This window comes from Sediminispirochaeta bajacaliforniensis DSM 16054 (assembly GCF_000378205.1).
In the GTDB taxonomy this organism is placed as follows: domain Bacteria; phylum Spirochaetota; class Spirochaetia; order DSM-16054; family Sediminispirochaetaceae; genus Sediminispirochaeta; species Sediminispirochaeta bajacaliforniensis.
This window is the reverse complement of sequence record NZ_KB899406.1, coordinates 145,689-163,020: the sequence shown is the minus strand read 5'-3', so window position 1 is coordinate 163,020 and position 17,332 is coordinate 145,689. Positions and strand designations below refer to the sequence as shown.

The window sequence follows — 17,332 nt, the reverse complement described above, 5'->3', positions numbered from 1 at the left end:
AGCTTATCCCTTTTCGACCTTTTTACAAAGAGTACGGATGCGGGCTCCAACCGCTATGAAGTAAGGAGAATTCAAGCTATCATCTTCCGTGATGCACATCACAAGAATACCTACATTGTTCCAATGGATGTTACTATTTTTTCCCTCGGCCCTCACGGCAATTGCAATAACGGCCCTTCATCTGCCGGCAGGCTGGCTCCTCGGCCCGATGATGGTGGGAATCATCATGGCAATCATAGGACTACGGCTTACGATACCCAAATTCTGCTCCCAGCTGTCGCAAGCCCTTATGGGATGCCTTATTGCCCAGAGCTTAACGCGACAGATTATCAGAGAGCTGGGACGACAGTGGCCACTCTTCGTAATCGTCATCCTCTGCGTCATGGGCCTGAGCTGGGGGCTCGGCTTAATCCTGGCACGCCTGCATGTCATCCCTGCTAAAGAGGCGATTTGGGGATCTTCTCCGGGAGCTGCCGGGGCAATGGTGATTATGGCACGGGCCTTTGACGCCGATGACCGCCTGGTTGCACTCATGCAGTATGCCAGAGTCGTCTTGGTCGTTCTCGCAGCATCGATTGTCACATCAATATGGCTTGGTGGAGGCGGAGAACCGAGAGGCGGCCTATTCGACGGTTGGGCCCAGCTTCCCGATAGAACAGGTCTTATATCGCTCCTTCTTCTTGCAGGCATCGGGGTAGTTTTCGGTTATACACGCATTCCCGCGGCTTCGATGCTGGTGCCGATGTTTCTGGGCGTAGTGGTCAACGTAGGAGGATGGGTCACGATAAGCATGCCCCAGCCTCTTGCGGTATTCAGCTATTTGATTATCGGATGGGAGGTAGGTCTACGTTTCGACCGGGAAATTCTGGCATCCTCCATCCGCGTGCTCCCACGAATCTTCATAAGCAACCTGTTATTGATCCTTTTGTGCGGAGGCCTTGGTTTCGCCGTAAGCCATCTCTTCACTATCGATCCCGTGTCTGCCTACCTGGCAAGCAGTCCGGGAGGCGCCAATACCATTGCGGTCATTGCCATGACCACCCCGGTCGATGTTCCCTTTATCATGGCCTTGCAGGTATGCAGGATGGTGTCGATTATGCTTCTCGGACCGGTGATCGCACGGGCCCTGGCGAAACGAGTGGAGAGGTAATATCATCCTCCGCTTTTTGGAGATCCTATAGTGTCAGGAATATTGGTGATAGTGCCTGCATCCAAATCAAGGCTTAGGCTATCCGATCAGCCCCCGAGTACACCTCATCAACCGTAAGATAAAAGGCGGCTTTCGGCGTAAGTTGCGGATGCTTTACATGTACCCATTTCACAACAGAGTCATACCGCTCGCCTTCGGTCACGCATTCCGCCGTACATTTTATCTGATAGGATTTCATGGTATCGGGATCAAGAACGGCCACACTCATGTGTGGATTGCTGTCGAGATTCTTCCTTGTTTTGTTAAACTTATTATCGGCAACGACAAGCATATCATCGCCGGCCGCCTTCACGTATGTTACATAGATCAGGTTGGGGATACCGTCGGAACTTGCAGTAGCTATGCATGTAGGTTTCGTCTTTTCAATCGCAGTCAGTACTTCCTGTGTAAGTTTAGCCATGATATAACTCCAAAGTTTTTGTATGGAAACCAAGCAAAGAGGATAATGGTTCCTTTCATATAGTACCAGGCTCTTCGCACTTCTTCAATGAACAGGCCGCTAAAATAGCCGAATCCTTTTGCCTTGTTTTCGAGGAAGGAACAAAAAAGAAGCTGCGGGGCCAAATCCCCGCAGCAAATCAGCAGCTACAGAGCAGATACTTCTTTTATCACATTCGCCATCTCTATGGCCGAAACCGCTGCATTGAATCCATGGTTCCCGGCCTTTGTCCCTGCCCGTTCAAGAGCCTGCTCAATGCTCTCGGTGGTAAGTACTCCGAAGATCACCGGAACCCCGGTCTCCATCGAAACCTTCGCAATCCCCTTCGCGGTCTCGGCGGCGACAAGATCGTAGTGTGTGGTAGCACCCCTTATCACCGCCCCGAGACAGATAACCGTGTCGAACCTGCCGCTTGCAGCAAGTTTTGAAGCAACAAGGGGAATCTCAAAGGCCCCGGGAACCCATACGGATACTATTTCGTTTTCGTCGGCACCATGCCTGACAAGAGCATCTCTTGCCCCTTTTTCAAGCTGATCGGTAATCAGCGAATTGAATCTGCCTAAAACCAGAGCAATCTTAAGATCAGTTGCGTTTAAAGAAGAAGATATCGTCATGCTTTTACTCCTTTTAGAATCTCATGCTTTAACCCGTCGTATCCGTTTGACGGCCGTAACAGATATGCCTTTAGTTCGGCAATCGACAATATTCCGAGGCCATGCTTTTCGGCGAAGGCCTGAAGCTCGGCTCCTGAAGCCATATCGTCCGTGCGGTCGCTACAGACCTCACAGATTGCCGCTGCCTCGACGGCCCCGCAAAGCCGGGCCAAAGCCACCGCCGCTTCGGTATGCCCCTCCCGTTCAAACAGGCCTGCTTCCTTCGCTACGATCGGAAAGATATGTCCGGGTCGTCCAAAATCGGAAGGACGACTCTCCTCCGCTGCCAGAAGTCTAATCGTTTCGGTTCTGTCGGAGACAGAAATTCCGGTCCCACCGTTTGCCGCATCGACAGACAGGGTAAAAGCCGTCCCGTGAAGGCTGGTGTTCGCCTCGGTCATGGGCTTGAGCTCCAAACGCCGAGCAATGCCGTGGCTGATTGCCATGCATATCAAGCCTCTGGCATGACGTGTCATAAAATCGACATGCCTGGTCCCGACTTTATCGGCAAGTACAACGATATCTCCCTCGTTCTCACGGCTATGGTCATCCGTAACTATGATCATTTCCCCGGCTGCCAGCCTTCTGACAGCCTCATCTACATCGATTATATTCATCTAATACCCCCATGCTTCCAATCTGTCTCTGCTCAAAACCGGAGCAGTTTCCAATCCGCGAAGAAGGAGATCACCCTCAATATTGAGAAGGTCCCCGGCTTTTCTGTACTTCAGTGTCGTCGACTCCCAGGTTTCTGGAATGATGTTTACTTCAAACCTGTCGGCACGGCATAGCGAAACGGTCAAACTGATTCCATCGATCCCAACCGACCCCTCACCGATGATTCCGGTCCCAGGACCTGTGGGAGTCTCAACACACAAAATCCTGGTTCTTCCTTTGCTGCGCAGGGAAAGGAGCCTTCCCCTATTCTGAACATGGCCTTGAAGGATGTGTCCGCCAAGGGGATCCCCCGCCCTTAGTGCAGGCTCGAGGTTAACTTTCTGGTTCGGCTTCAACATTCCTATCGTAGATTTCTGCATCGTTGACGCCACTGCCTCGGCTTCGAAACTTGAACAGGAAAGAGCATAAACCGTCTGGCACACACCATTCACCGCAATAGAAGCGCCTGGTTCGAGCGACGTGACGATGCCGGGGCAATCCACCCGGTACCTCAGACCCGAACAGCCCGCGCCGATCCTCACACACCATGTGACGGTACCGATTTCCCGAATCAATCCCGTAAACACAAGTGGACCTCCCTCCTTTCGATTCCATATGAAGGTACCGGCCCGTAGATACAGGTCCGGAAGGGGAGAGTTTTCCCTGTCGGTTCGGAAGCTCCCGGCATGAACTGTTTGTGAAATACTTTGCCTTCAGGCATAAAAAAACTCCTTCGGACAAGGAGTTTCGGGTACGAACAAACAAGCCGTCTGTTCTAAAAAAGGATCTGGTATCAGTGAGCGGGAAAGGAACTTCCCAACTCAGATTTTCTCCCATCCGGACTATAACCGTTGGCACCGGAATCTAACCGGTTCAGTTCCTCAAACGAGGAAGTCGCGGGCTTTACCGCCAGTAAGGAATTGCCGTAATACGGCTCACCTTGCCCCGAAAATCTAATTGTCCAATAATTAATATAGATATGTTGTATACCCGTGCAGGAGATCTGTCAACGGCCTGTTATCTTTTTCTACTGTTCGGAATCCTGGTGATTGAAGAAGCTCAATTTCTTTTTCTGCAGTCAACTACAAGCCAAACTATGAGGAAAAGCATGCACCAGCCTAAAACCAAGTGTTTTACCAGCAAAACGGCATAAAAACCACCAGGATTCCGAACACTACGTTTATCTTACATCGAATGTTACTCGCCATGGCCCGCAAGCTCGGCGATCTCGGAAATCCTTCTGTCCAGCTCGGGACCGAGTCCGTGAATATCCACATCAAGAAAGCCCCGAACGATCATCGAAATAGCTTCCCTTTCCTCCAGTCCGTGGGCCATCAAGTATTGTACCTGTTGGGGAGCGATTTTTCCTATGCTCGCCTCATGGCTCATATGGGCCTCTTCATGATGAGAGCGCAAACCGGGAATGGATTCGATATAGCCGTCTGATCCGGGGGTAATCAGCATCCCGGCACAATCTACATGGGCATGGCATTCGTCATTTCCGATAAGCAAGCCCTTTTGTATGATCTTCCCCCCCGTGCAAACCGCACGATGGGCTATCTCTGCGCTTGTGCCCTTCGCATTGAGATACACATCTCCCCCTAAGGTAATCATGGAAGCCTCAGAGCCAAGAATGATGCTGAAATACTTCGCTGATGCCCCCGCTCCTTTCAGATATGTTACGGGATTGGATTCCATGATCCCCGCAGGACGAAGCGATATATAGTTGCTCACATAGCTTCCGCCGGTATCCACAATGGTCGCGGAATGAGGCATCACCCGAACATTGGGGCTCCAGCTATGGATCATGGTATTGATCAGCTTGGCATGTTTGCCGACGTATGTCTCACTCACCGCGATATGCTCTCCCCCTTTCATGAAAGGGTTTGATACACAACCGGTGATGAGTTCAAGCTCGGCACCCTCTTCAAGGATCACCACATTATGAAGCAGCTGCCTGCCAAGAGATCCGGTCATATAGAGGGCCGCCTGCGAAGGAAGTTTGGCCTTTTCTCCCTCCTTGACTCTGAGAAAATAGCCGAGCGGTTTCTCAGAGAAGGTCTTGTTTTGGGAAAGGGGACTCGTTTCCTCAGGGATCAGCCCCCAATAGTACCTTTCCCGCAGCCAGTCGTAGGTCTCCAGTGCATCGGCTATCGGCAAGAGCTCAATTCCATCCACGTAGGAACATGAACAGACAGGAGAGGCATCTTTCAACACAAATGTCCCGGATCTATTCTCTTCTGCACTTGTTACGGCTACTTCCGAAAGAGCCTCTCTGTCTTCAGGTTCGAGGGCCTGAAGCTGCCCTTCGATTCTATTATGAGATGCTTTCATTTCTTTTACACTCCACACAGGATCCAAATCCCGATGTAACGATTTTGTTCATAATGATCTGCGGATTTCCGGAGCAGATAAGCTCCCCACCAAGCATCACATGAGTCTTATCCACATGAATATACTCTGCCATTCGGTTCGAGTGGGTTATGATCAATCCGGTTCTGCGCTTTGCAGGAATATCACGCATCGGTGAGAACAAGGTGTTTATCATTGAACTCAGAAGCTCCAGACCATCGATATCAACACCCGAATCAGGTTCATCAAGCATTGCAAAAAGAGGCTGTCTGCTTATGAGAAGGAGGATTTCCGATCTCTTTATTTCTCCTCCGGAGAGCCCCTCATTGATATTTCGGTCCAGAAAAGATTCCATATTCGTCGTTGCAATCAATTTACGTATATCGTTTCTTCTTTCCGGATGATCCGCCAAGAGATAATCAAGCAGCATTCTCAGTTTAACCCCGTCGATTGACGGAGGCCGTTGTTCGGCCATACCGATACCGAGTCGAGCTCGATCCGTTATATCAAGATCAGCCAAATCCTTTCCCATCATGGAAATATTACCTTCTACAATTTTGTACTGGGGATAGCCGGTAATGGTCATCATCAGGGAAGTTTTCCCACTTCCGTTGGGCCCCAGTAATAGATGGACTTCACCTTCAGGTATATCGAGATTAATGTTGCGAAGAACCCGCGCCCCCTCGACTTCGACCGTCAGGTTGTTGATATTAATCATATCTCCCCCTATATAATCAGGATGAGAAGGAGAAACTAAACATGTTTCCCCATCATTTTGTCGATTTTCTCTACAAAGGACCCTATGACTTTCAGATCATGCGTATTCAGACCTTCCAGAAAGGTGAAGAATTCACCATCATGCCGTCTGTGGTACTCTTCATGACTGTGGTAGGCTGTATGTCCCTTATCGGTAAGAGAAACCAGTATCTTGGTGTTGTTGCTTTCGTCAGGATACTTTCTCACTAATCCTTTTTTTTCGAGACGCTTCAGAATCTGTGAAGCAGCCCCCCTTGTAACCCCAAATTTCCTTGCGATTTCCGACACATGCAAAGCCGAATAATCACCAAGAAGCTTTATAACATGAATCTCGCTACGGTATATTTCAATATCCGTATCAAATCGCTGGGCACACTTGCTGGTAGCGGCAATCTTTTCTATAAGGCACATGAAATTTTCAATCAGTACATCCATAGTAGTCTTCTTTAACTAAATTAACCAAGACTAATGTATAGCCACTATACATACTTGTCAAGCATTCGCTACCCCGCAAAAAAGCATAAAGAACACGAAAATAGGCAAGTATAGGAATTGACTACTAATTTAGTATATATTACTCTGCAATAGAATCGATAGCCAAAGCTTTTTTTATTACCTTTAGCTATTAAGAAAGAGAAAGGGAGTAGTCTATATGCCGCAAAAAAAGCCGCCAAGAGGAAAAATAGTCAGAAGGCTGGGGGTCAATCTCTTTGGAAACCCCAAGTACGACAAGATACTCAAAAAAAAAACCAATGGACCGGGAAAATCTCCGAAAAACAGGAGAGGAAGGAAGATATCGGATTATGGTATGCAGCTTCTTGAGAAACAGAAGGTCCGATACTGTTACGGCCTCTCCGAAAAACAGTTCCGTACCACCTTTTTTGAAGCAAAAAGAAAGCAGGGCGTCACCGATGAGATTTTTATCCAGTTACTCGAATCGCGTCTGGATAATAGTATCTATCGTCTCGGCTGGGCCGTATCGAGAGAGCAAGCCAGGCAGATGGTGAGCCACAAGCACTTCAAGGTAAACGGACAATCGACGAATATTCCGTCGACACGCCTGAAGCCTGGAGATCAAATTGCTGTGCGGGATAAGAAAAATATCCAGTCGATCATACGAGAAAGGATTGTAAGCTCGGGAACGGCAAGAACACCATGGCTAAGTGTGGATAATGACAAGCTGCTTGCTACATATGATGCACATCCGTCGCTTGAAGCGGCAACGCCCGTGGGAGATCTCCAGGCAATTATCGAGTTCTATTCTAAGTAAGTGTAGTGTTCCGAATCCTGGTGATACTCATGCCGTCTTTCCGGTGAAATTCCTTGCTTATACAAACAAGAGGCATTACCTTCAAACTGAAAGGTATCAATCATTGCAATTTTTATGAGGGGTATTAGATGAATAAAAAACAGTTGGAAGTCATGAAAAACGGCAAGGGATTTATCGCCGCCCTTGATCAAAGTGGAGGGAGCACCCCCAAGGCTTTGGCTGCCTACGGAATAGAAAGCGATGAGTATTCATCGGAAGCACAAATGTTCGATCTGGTACATCAAATGCGTACGCGTATAATAAAAAGCCCGGCCTTCACAAAAGACCATATCCTGGGTGCAATCCTTTTCGAACGGACAATGGATAGTCTTGTCGATGATATGTATACGGCCGATTTTCTCTGGGACAGAAAAGGTATAGTGCCCTTTCTAAAGGTCGACAAGGGACTTGCAGAGTTGCAGGACGGCGTCCAGGTCATGAAACCGATTCCCAATCTCGATGATGTCTTGTCTCGGGCTGTAAAGCGAAATATCTTCGGTACAAAAATGCGTTCGGTAATAAAGGAAGCAAACGAGACGGGAATAAAACGGATCGTTGATCAGCAGTTTGAGATTGGAATGAAGATAGTCGGCTACGGGCTTATCCCGATTCTTGAGCCTGAGGTGGATATCCACTGCCCCGAAAAAAAACGCTGCGAACAAATAATGAGGGAAGCAATTAGTTCCCGCCTGCGGCAAATAGATGAAACGGTACGCCTGATGTTCAAGCTTACCATTCCGGATGAAAGCAACTTTTATGCCCCATTAATGAACGATCCCCGCGTTGTCCGGGTCGTTGCGCTTTCGGGCGGGTATACCCGGAAAGAGGCCAACAATAAACTGGCCCAGAATTCCGGTTTAATTGCAAGTTTCTCCCGGGCATTAGCCGAGGGATTGTCTGCCCGGCAAAGTGATCAGGAATTTGATACGGTTCTCGGAAGCTCCATAGAGTCCATTTACAAGGCTTCGATAGCATAAGAGAAAAGGGGCCTGTTGCATATTTGCTTTTGCAACAGGCCCCTTCATCAATCCATTACTAAACGTTGCGTTGCTAATTATTCTGATATTGTGCTTTTACCATTGATGAAAAAATCCCCTGCTGCTTCTCCAATTCCCACGGTGCGCCTGTTTCGGCTATAGATCCGTTCTTAATGACAACAATCTTGTCTGCCCCGGAAACGGTCCTCATGCGATGGGCGATAATCAAAACCGTTTTGTTTTTTATAAGTTCGCTCAGCGCACTCTGAATTTTGCTCTCATTCTCCGCATCCAGTGATGCCGTGGCCTCGTCCAGCAGGATAATCGGCGCATCTTTCAGTATGGCCCGGGCTATGGATATGCGCTGCCGTTCGCCTCCGGACAATTTTTCCCCGTTTTCTCCGATCAAGGTGCCATATCCTTGCGGAAGCCTGCGGACAAAGTCGTCGCATTGAGCCAAGTGTGCAGCCTGTAAGATTTCTTTATCACTAGCCTCTTTTTTTCCAAGGCGTATGTTATCCATGACACTTGCATTAAACAGGGTCACATCCTGAAAGACGATTGAAAAATTCTCCAGAAGGGTTTCAGGGTCAATGAGGGAAATATCCTCACCTCCCAGGGTTATGCGACCATTGTTAATATCCCAGAAGCGCGCAGATAGCTTGGCAACGGTACTTTTCCCTCCGCCGGAGGGACCGACAAGCGCCGTTACTTCGCCCTGCTTTGCAGTAAAGGAGACATGTTTCAAGGTCTGCATATCATCCTGGTAGGAGAAGTCGACATTGCTGAATTCGATATCATAATTCTTCGGCTGGAATGCGGTACGACCTTCCTGCCGGGGCATATGATCCATCTCTTTCATTCGGTCTATACGCACATTTAGATATATCAGTGCCGCAAAATTGTTCAGGGCCTCCATAATCGGGTTATAGATCCGTGCCGCAACAACAAGAAAAACAAGATAGGTAAAGATGCTTATCGTCCCGGTTGATACGAGATACGCGCCGGCCAGGATGACACTGGGAAGGCCAAGCTTCAATATTGCATACGAAACGTTGATAAGAGCGCCTGTCAAAAGCTCCGATTTTATCAATGTTTCTTCGTAATTGTCCAATTCCTCATTAATGACAAGAGAACGGGCCTCTTCTCTGTTATAGGATTTTATTTCATGGATGGCGTCCAGCCCCTCCTGAATACTATCGGAGATACCTCTCTTCAAGTTATACAACAGCACATGCGATCTGCTTTGGAATTTTCTCGAAAGATAAAAAACCAAGGCGGCAACAGGGACCACCCAGAATACGGCAAGAGCGAGCTGCCAGTTGTAAAGAAACAGCATCACCCCCATAATGATCATGGTGACAATTGCGGCATAGAGCTGAGGAACGGTATGAGAAAAAAGCTGCTCTATCTGTGTGGCATCTTCCATTATGGTGGAACTTAGATCGGCGACATCCTTTTTTCCGAAAAAAGCCAGAGGTAATTTCCGCAGGGTTTCCGCCAGGCTGATTCGCCGACGAGCGCTTTCTTCATAGATTCTGGTGTAGGCCGAATCGTATTGGAAATAGGTAATGATAAGCATCACGAAAAACAATATGAGGGCCATAACAACATAAGAGAGGATGCTGCTGCCCCGGCTGTCTGAAGCATATAAAAGAACGCCCAGGTATTCATCCAAGAATTTAAACCCAAGGACCACCGGGAACATAAAGCTGAGATCCATTACAATGGTCCAGATAATCGCGCCGCGAAGATCTTTCGCGCCCTTCTCGGACATCGCGTATGTCTTCTGAAAAAAACTGATCATATTATTCTCCTATCCCCACAGTCTCTTTGGCTGCGATTTTCCAGGCAACGGACCTTTGATATTCATCCCACATGGTCTTATAGATCCCGCCGTTATCCAGCAGCTGTTGGTGAGAGCCTTCCTCCGCGATCCTTCCACGCTCAATCACCAGAATCCGGTCGACATGTTGTACGGTAGTAAGCCGATGGGCAATCATCAGTGTCGTCTTTCCCCGGCTAAGCTCTTTCAGAGCCTTCTGGATGAGGTGCTCGTTTTCCGGATCTGCAAAAGCAGTGGCTTCATCCAAAAGCACGATGGGGGCATCTTTGACTATGGCTCTGGCAAGGGCAATCCGCTGCTGTTCTCCGCCCGATAGATAGGTTCCTTTGGAGCCGATTACCGTGTCCAGTCCATCCGGAAGTTTGTCAATTATTTCTCTCGACTGTGAGGAATCGATGGCCTGGGAAATGGTATCGTCATCAACATTCTTTTTTCCAAAAACGATATTTTCCCGTAAAGGACCTTTAAACAGTCGCGTGGTTTGAAAAACAAAGGAGATCGTATCCATCAGTTCTTTCCTGGGGATATCCTTGACATTTATCCCTCCGACCAGGATTTCCCCCTCATCCACATCCCAGAAACGCGCAGCCAGCCGGGCAATGGTTGTTTTGCCTCCCCCCGATGCGCCGACCAGGGCAATTGTTTCGCCTTCGTGTAGTGTAAAGCTGACACCATCAAGGGCGGGCTGATCACTGCCTTCGTAGGAAAATACAACATCCTTGAATTCCAGACGGTGATTCATAATTTCTTTTGTGATTTCGCTATAGCCAAGGCCCGGATACTGTAAAAGCTTATCCAGTCTGTCGATGGCTTGTTCCGCGATCATTGCATTCTGCTGAAAATACATGGAACGCATCAAGAGCAGGGTAAAGATAGGAGAAATCAACATGTAAAAGACGAAATCGGCCAGCACGAGAGGGATCTCGGCTCCCCTTCCGATTAATAGGATTGCAATGGGAATTAAAAAGAAGCCGGCGGATTCCATAATCGCGGTATAAAACGACATGGGCCTTCGCCAGAGCAGTGTATAGGCATGCACCATCTCCTTATATCGGATAATGCTGTCGTGAAAACGCTTAAATGAAAAAATACTTTGTCCGAAGGTTTTCACAACCGGAATACCGCGGATATATTCCACGGATTCCGAGCTCATCTCCTCCAGAGAATCGAAATACTTCTTTTGGAACGTTTTTCCCTGAGAGCTCATCATGAATTTCATGGTGATGAATCCCAGAATAATGGGGAAAAGGGACGCAAGCCCCATCCTCCAGTCCACGACAAGCAGCAGCACCAAAAGGATTATGGGAGAGATGATACTGCCCGCCATATCAGGAAGCTGATGCGCCAAAAAGGTGTGTGTCGTACCGGCCCCGTCGTTTACGATCTTTCGGATTTTTCCACTGGAGTGCTTATCGAAAAAGCCCAGCGGCATCGACAGGATCTTTTGCATGCCGATCTTCTGCATACCTACCTCCACCCGAAAGGCAGCAAGGTGGGAGCTCATAAGCGCACAGAAGTAAAAGACAACACCGCCCAAGGCACAGGCAAACGCTACCCATGCATAGAAGCCGACACGGGTCATGTCAACCGCCGAAGGGTTTGAGAGGATATTGCGTGTTATGTACCATACCAGCACAAAAGGCAGGATATTGAGTATTGCGGAAATTCCCGATAATACCAAAGCCAAAGGCAAAAGCGCTTTCTTTTTACCCATATAAGGTAAAAACCGCTGTAAGACAAATTCTTTTTTCTTTTCAGGCATCGTACCTGACCTCCTGATCAACTATTTTTTCCGATGTATCCCTCTTCCCAAAGATAGATCGTTGCAAATCGCCAACATTGACGTTTCCTCTACATGGAGCTTAACGGCATAATACGCCAATCCTAATATAATTTGTTTAACCTAATTTTAAATCAAATTCAATACCTTGATTCCCCAATTGGTACGAACTTGTTAAAACAATATGTTTTAGTAACTAAAACATATTGACAGCAACAGTGAAAGCGATAATACTTTAGTTACTAAAATAAATAAAAGGTTATCACATGGAAGAGAGCTTGAGGATAATGCGACAGGCAGCAAAGATACAGAGTCGAATCAACTCCAATGATAAAAAACCCCGTCCTTTCGGAACAAGTCAATTGCTGCATCAGTCGGAAATCCATTTTATCGATGCCATAGAACCAGGAGAAGGGATAAACGCATCCCGGTTATCACAAAAGCTGGGGATCACAAACGGTGCGGTCACACAGATTGCAGACAAACTCGTAAAGAAAAAGCTCATTCGTAAGTACAAAAAAGAGATCAACAAGAAAGAAGTCTATCTGAAATTAACGGAAGAAGGAGAAATTGCCTTCGACAACCATAGGATATTTCATAAAGAGCTACATGACAAAATAGTCGAATACCTCGACGGCCTAACCAAAGAGCAAACGGAGGCTATATGCGGGCTCATGGAGGTCATCGAGCACTATCTACCAGATCTATCAAAGGAGGGACAATAGACATGAATGTTTCCATATTGGTATTCAGCCCGTCAGGGCATACCCTAAACGTCGCCAAGAAGATTGAAGAGGGTTTCAAGAAAAAAAACAACATCGTCAGACTCATCAACATAACTGGCAAACAGGAGTTTCTCTATGGTGAGCATATCAAAGAGACTCTTGAGAAAGCGCTTGGCGAATATGATCTCCTCTGTATAGGAGGTCCGCTGTATGCCGGCCATGTCGAACATACGATTTTACACACAATCGGGGCCCTACCTGTTCCCGATGAGACGCATTCGAATCTTGCAGTGCCCTTTGTAAGCTATGGAGGCGTACACAGCAGCGTCGCCCTTGAAGAAATGGGGAAGAAACTAAGAAAGAAAGGGTACAAATCAATACTCGGAATCAAGATAGCCGCAAAGCACACCCTTACGTCAACGTATGCCAATGTGATCTATGAGGACAAGCCAGGCCCGGAAGAAGAAAAGCTCATAGCCGAAGCCGTGGAACACATTATTTCTATTATTCACACTAAAGGGAAAGATGCTGAAGACCAGTCCAAAGCATTCAAATACGCCCCGCCCAAAGAGCGGTTTTTGTTTAAAATCTTCAGTCAGGAAAAACTCCATAGAAACTTTAAGCAAGTGCGTATCGATGCTGCGAAATGTACCAAGTGCAAGAAATGTATATCTGCCTGTCCTGTCGATATGTTCACATATGCAAATGGGGAAATTGTCATGCATCGGGACAACAGTAGCTGCATACTCTGTGCGGAATGCTTTCATACCTGTCCCGCAGGTGCCATTGAACATCCCTACATAGAAATGGGAAGGAAACGGCTCAACGACGGCTTTGCAAAGCTGGAAGAACCTGCATCCGCACTGTATGGAGACATATGATGAAACTACTGATATTCGGCGCAACCGGCGGCACGGGCCATGAGATTATGACACAGGCCCTTGAACAGAACCATATTGTAACGGCGTTTGTACGCAATCCCGATAAAGTAAAGCTGGCACACAGAAATCTCAGGATTGTGCAGGGAGACATTCTTGATTACAAGGCGGTCATACCGGCAGTCCAAGGACAGGATGTCATCCTTTCGGCTCTCGGAATAAGAATTCTCAAAAAGAATACCATTATTTCGGATGGAACGAAAAACATCCTCCGTGCTGCAGAAGATACAGGAGTCAAACGGTTTATCTGTATGTCGGCAATAGGGATAGGAGAAAGCAAGGCCCAGCAAAATAGGTTGGGTCCGCTCTACAACCGGTTTATGATCCCCTTTCTGCTCAGGAATATGTTCGCTGATAAGGAAATCCAGGAAGGCTATATCATGGACAGCAATACGGATTGGACTATTGTCCGGGCCGCGATTCTGACAAACGGCCCGAAAAGCGGCAGGTACCGTACGCTTACCCCTTATGATCAATCTGTTACAGCAAAAATATCCAGATCCGATGTTGCCGATTTCATGCTCAAACAAATTACCGACGACAGCATGCTTCGCAAGGCGGTAAGCATATCGGATTAGATACGCCGTAGTACAAAATATCTTCTATCTTACTTAGTGTTCCGAATCCTGGTGGTACGCATGCCCTTTTGCCGGTAAAATCCTTGCTTTTATGTCGGTGCTTACTTTTTCCCATAGTTTGACTTTTAATTGACTGCGGAAAAGAGAATTGTGTCCCTTTAATATCTCGAAGTGGACCAGGATTCCCTGGCCGTCAGGCTGGTGTATAAAACGAAATAAAAATAAAAAACAGATCTGCTGTATGAATAGAGATGATGGCCACGACTATATGACGCAAAAGCCATGTCTTCCGTGGCCCACCCAGCTTATAACAGGTCTATCTTCTATGAATACCGCTTCCGTCAAGCATATCATAGGCCTCGTTTGCACAAGCCTTACAGAACATCCCGCCATGTGCACCGTCAGGAGACCTGAGAGGAGACTATGCTCCTCTCAGCCAATCCCGTTTAACGGCAATGATTTTGTTATAGAACCCCAATGATATCTTTGACGGAACCAAACAAGTATTTCGGGATAAACTTGGTGCTTGCAAGCATGCTTTTATCGGTCTCACCGCTCATAACGAGAATGGAATCTATCCCGTTATCCAAACCAGTTCTGATGTCGGTATAAAGCCGGTCTCCCACTATTGCCATATCCTCTTTTTTCAAAGAATACTTTTCCAGTATGGCGTCAATAATGAATCTATTCGGTTTTCCTATGACAAGCGGTTCTTTGCCTGTAGTCCCTTTTATCAGGGCAATCATCGAACCTGCATCAGGCATGCATCTTCCACCTTCAAGCGGACATACAAAATCGGGATGAGTCGCGATATACGCAACACCTTCCGCGATATAGTCGCATGCAATCCAGAGTTTATTGTAGGTAAGAGTAGTATCGAAACCGAGAACAACGAAATCGACATCCTGATTTCTTTCCCGTACCAAGCTGAAACCGGCATCTTCAAATTCTTCTTCAAGAGCCGGAGTACCAAGAAGAAAGATATGTGCGTTCTTTTTTATTTTGTTTAGATACATAATTGTCGCTTCTCCGGAAGTAAATACTTCACTGGAATCGGCAGCTATTCCCATCCGTTTCAGTTTCTCTACGTATACACGTTTATTTTTGGATGAGTTGTTTGTTAGAAAAATATACTGCTTACCATTGGCTTTTATTTTATGTAGAAAATCAGAGGCACCATCAATCAACCGATCACCAAGGTATATGGTACCGTCCATATCCAGTAGAAAACATTTCTTTTCTGATAGTTCACTCAAAACAGCCCCCTCACATGTGATCTGCAGTTAATTGAATAAGTTCGGAATAAACAAAGCCACAGACTCGGAATAGGTGACCAAAAGAAGCACTGCCGCAAGCGCTATAATGAACGGCCATACCTCCCTAATAAATTTTTCGAGCTTCACATTGACTATCGAACATACCGTAAACATCATGGAACCGAAGGGTGGCGTGAGTCCCCCAATCATAATATTAACGATAAATATGACACCAAAATGAAGCGGATCTACACCAAGAGAAACAACGGCAGGCACCAGAAGAGGAGCCAGAATGACAAGAGCCGCTCCGCCCTCGATAAACATCCCGACAAACAGCAATAACAGGTTGATGATCATGAGAAGGACAAATTTATTTGCGGTGAGAGTCATCAGCAACTCTGTTATCATCTGCGGGATTCTCTCCAGTGTCATGTAATAACCAAAGACTTTTGCACTGGCGATGATGATCATGACGGTACCGGTATTCTTTACGGTTTCCATGAGGATAAGTGGGATGTGTTTGATTTTGAGCTCTTTATACACAAAGAATCCCACCAGAAAACAAAAAGCTACGGCAATTCCTCCAGCTTCCGTCGGGGTGAACATGCCCATCCGCATCCCCAAGATAATCCCGAAGGGAATGGCAAGCGCCCAGATGGAGATGAGTGTCTGCTTTCCAATTTCTTTGGGTGTAGCCCTTTTTTCTCTTGAAGGCTTGTAGCCGCGCTTTGAAGAAATGATGTAAACAGTAAACATCATCGCGGCGGTCATCAGGATGCCTGGGGTATAGCCTGCCAAAAACATATCTCCGACCGGAACGTTTGCAATAAGAGCATACAAAATAAGATTTGTTCCAGGTGGGATTACCGGGCTGACCGCAGAGGATGCGGCCGTAACTGCAGCAGAGAATTCCGTAGAGAAGCCCTTCCTTTTCATTTCCGGTACCAGAATCTTCGACTGCATGGCGGCATCGGCATTGGCAGAACCAGATATGCCTCCCATCATTGCACTTAACAGACAATTGACCTGAGCAAGCCCGCCCTTCATATGTCCTGCGAGAACTTCCGCCATATTCATGAGATGAAAACTTATCCCTGAGTAATTCATGACAGAACCGACCATGACGAAAAAGGGAACAGCAAGATATGGAAAAGATTCGACAGAAGTTGTGAACTGCTGAATTACCATATTCATTGCCATCGTGTTGTTTATAAAAATAAAATAGAATAAAGAAGATCCCATCAACGCAAAACCGATGGGGATGTTCAGAAAGAACAGTACAAAAAGAACTATAATAGGAGAAAACGCTAGCATATTATACCGGCTCCTTTACTTCCGACTCGTCCTGCGTGGATGAAAATGCCTTTTTAAAGCTTTGTATGACGAAAAAAACAGAATAGATTGTCATTAAGCCAAAAGATATTACGATGCTAACGTTTATATAGGCATATGAAATTTCCAAAGCAGCAGTAATCTTTGTCGACGTTGAAACGTAGGTAAAACTAAACCAGAACATGATTGCGCTTAAAATAAGAAGCAATATACTGGTAAACACTTCTACAATATCTCTAACTTTTGCAGGGAGAAGAGTAACGATAGCTTCTACGCCTATTAACCCTTTTTCCCTGTAGGCGGCAGCCGTACCAAGGAAAATGGTCCAGACAAAACATCCGACAGCGATTTCCTCTGCCCAGAAAAATGTAAAACTCAAACAATATCTGGTAAACACATTCATAATTACGATAACTACCGTAACGGCTATACATATGCTTCCAAGATATAACTCGAATTTCTTAAGAAAATTCTTCATCAATCTACCCTATAGCATGAATCCTCTAACCTTGTAATAAAATAGG

Annotated in this window: 18 protein-coding genes and 1 riboswitch; of the genes, 6 read left to right on the top strand and 12 right to left on the bottom strand. The window is 46.7% G+C overall.

All coding sequences use genetic code 11. The features are described from left to right. The first annotated feature begins 127 nt into the window (after positions 1-127). The gene (locus tag F459_RS0100750) at positions 128-1,150 is read left to right on the top strand and encodes an AbrB family transcriptional regulator (protein WP_245540037.1); all 1,023 of its coding nucleotides are present in this window, start codon (positions 128-130) and stop codon (positions 1,148-1,150) included. Between the two features lie 73 nt (positions 1,151-1,223). Here the strand turns inward: F459_RS0100750 and F459_RS0100745 are convergent, their stop codons facing one another. From F459_RS0100745 to F459_RS0100710, 7 genes are all read right to left on the bottom strand, one after another. Further along, positions 1,224-1,610, bottom strand: coding sequence for a pyridoxamine 5'-phosphate oxidase family protein (locus F459_RS0100745; protein ID WP_020610826.1), 387 nt, complete (start codon positions 1,608-1,610; stop codon positions 1,224-1,226). A 185-nt stretch (positions 1,611-1,795) separates the two neighbouring features. Beyond that, on the bottom strand, positions 1,796-2,263 hold the full coding sequence (gene ribH, locus F459_RS0100740; RefSeq protein ID WP_020610825.1) for a 6,7-dimethyl-8-ribityllumazine synthase: 468 nt from the start codon (positions 2,261-2,263) through the stop codon (positions 1,796-1,798). Then, complete coding sequence (ribB, locus tag F459_RS0100735; RefSeq protein ID WP_020610824.1) at positions 2,260-2,919, bottom strand: 3,4-dihydroxy-2-butanone-4-phosphate synthase; 660 nt, start codon at positions 2,917-2,919, stop codon at positions 2,260-2,262. Before ribB ends, ribH begins: the two co-directional genes overlap by 4 nt. Then, positions 2,920-3,546: a riboflavin synthase gene (locus F459_RS0100730; RefSeq protein ID WP_020610823.1), complete on the bottom strand. Its 627-nt coding sequence runs from the start codon at positions 3,544-3,546 to the stop codon at positions 2,920-2,922. Between the two features lie 234 nt (positions 3,547-3,780). Next, positions 3,781-3,916: riboswitch (FMN riboswitch) on the bottom strand. 240 nt (positions 3,917-4,156) lie between these two features. Further along, a complete protein-coding gene (locus tag F459_RS0100720) occupies positions 4,157-5,293 on the bottom strand; it encodes a SufD family Fe-S cluster assembly protein (protein WP_020610821.1) in 1,137 nt (378 codons plus the stop codon). Then, positions 5,277-6,029 (bottom strand): ABC transporter ATP-binding protein, encoded by a 753-nt coding sequence (locus tag F459_RS0100715; protein WP_020610820.1) that lies wholly within the window; start codon positions 6,027-6,029, stop codon positions 5,277-5,279. The genes F459_RS0100720 and F459_RS0100715 overlap by 17 nt, the downstream gene beginning before the upstream one ends. A 35-nt stretch (positions 6,030-6,064) precedes the next feature. Next, positions 6,065-6,502, bottom strand: a complete 438-nt coding sequence (locus F459_RS0100710; RefSeq protein ID WP_020610819.1) for a MarR family winged helix-turn-helix transcriptional regulator — start codon at positions 6,500-6,502, stop codon at positions 6,065-6,067. Positions 6,503-6,719: 217 nt separating this feature from the next. On the opposite strand from F459_RS0100710, the gene rpsD reads away from it, so the two are divergent. After that, positions 6,720-7,337 (top strand): 30S ribosomal protein S4, encoded by a 618-nt coding sequence (gene rpsD / locus F459_RS0100705; RefSeq protein ID WP_020610818.1) that lies wholly within the window; start codon positions 6,720-6,722, stop codon positions 7,335-7,337. A 128-nt stretch (positions 7,338-7,465) separates the two neighbouring features. After that, a complete protein-coding gene (locus tag F459_RS0100700) occupies positions 7,466-8,353 on the top strand; it encodes a fructose bisphosphate aldolase (RefSeq protein WP_020610817.1) in 888 nt (295 codons plus the stop codon). Between the two features lie 73 nt (positions 8,354-8,426). On the opposite strand, the gene F459_RS0100695 is transcribed toward F459_RS0100700, so the two are convergent. Beyond that, positions 8,427-10,160, bottom strand: coding sequence for an ABC transporter ATP-binding protein (locus F459_RS0100695; RefSeq protein WP_020610816.1), 1,734 nt, complete (start codon positions 10,158-10,160; stop codon positions 8,427-8,429). A gap of 1 nt (position 10,161) precedes the next feature. Next, on the bottom strand, positions 10,162-11,961 hold the full coding sequence (locus tag F459_RS0100690) for an ABC transporter ATP-binding protein (RefSeq protein ID WP_020610815.1): 1,800 nt from the start codon (positions 11,959-11,961) through the stop codon (positions 10,162-10,164). A 284-nt stretch (positions 11,962-12,245) separates the two neighbouring features. Between F459_RS0100690 and F459_RS0100685 the strand changes: the two genes are divergently transcribed. From F459_RS0100685 to F459_RS0100675, 3 genes are read left to right on the top strand one after another with little or no spacing between them, the layout of a single operon-like run. Next, positions 12,246-12,704, top strand: a complete 459-nt coding sequence (locus F459_RS0100685) for a MarR family winged helix-turn-helix transcriptional regulator (RefSeq protein ID WP_020610814.1) — start codon at positions 12,246-12,248, stop codon at positions 12,702-12,704. 2 nt (positions 12,705-12,706) lie between these two features. Beyond that, the gene (locus F459_RS0100680; RefSeq protein WP_020610813.1) at positions 12,707-13,585 is read left to right on the top strand and encodes an EFR1 family ferrodoxin; all 879 of its coding nucleotides are present in this window, start codon (positions 12,707-12,709) and stop codon (positions 13,583-13,585) included. Further along, positions 13,585-14,220 carry an NAD(P)-dependent oxidoreductase gene (locus F459_RS0100675; protein ID WP_020610812.1) on the top strand — a complete coding sequence of 212 codons (636 nt, stop codon included), beginning with the start codon at positions 13,585-13,587 and terminating at the stop codon, positions 14,218-14,220. The genes F459_RS0100680 and F459_RS0100675 overlap by 1 nt, the downstream gene beginning before the upstream one ends. 464 nt (positions 14,221-14,684) lie before the next feature. On the opposite strand, the gene F459_RS0100670 is transcribed toward F459_RS0100675, so the two are convergent. Genes F459_RS0100670 through F459_RS0100660 form a run of 3 tightly spaced genes read right to left on the bottom strand, consistent with a single transcriptional unit; the run spans position 14,685 to position 17,286 of the window. Further along, entirely contained in the window at positions 14,685-15,476 is a 792-nt protein-coding gene (locus tag F459_RS0100670; RefSeq protein ID WP_026294811.1) for an HAD-IIA family hydrolase, read from the bottom strand. A gap of 27 nt (positions 15,477-15,503) precedes the next feature. Further along, entirely contained in the window at positions 15,504-16,790 is a 1,287-nt protein-coding gene (locus F459_RS0100665; protein ID WP_013256070.1) for a TRAP transporter large permease, read from the bottom strand. A gap of 1 nt (position 16,791) precedes the next feature. Next, positions 16,792-17,286 carry a TRAP transporter small permease gene (locus F459_RS0100660; RefSeq protein ID WP_020610810.1) on the bottom strand — a complete coding sequence of 165 codons (495 nt, stop codon included), beginning with the start codon at positions 17,284-17,286 and terminating at the stop codon, positions 16,792-16,794. Between the last annotated feature and the right edge of the window lie 46 nt (positions 17,287-17,332).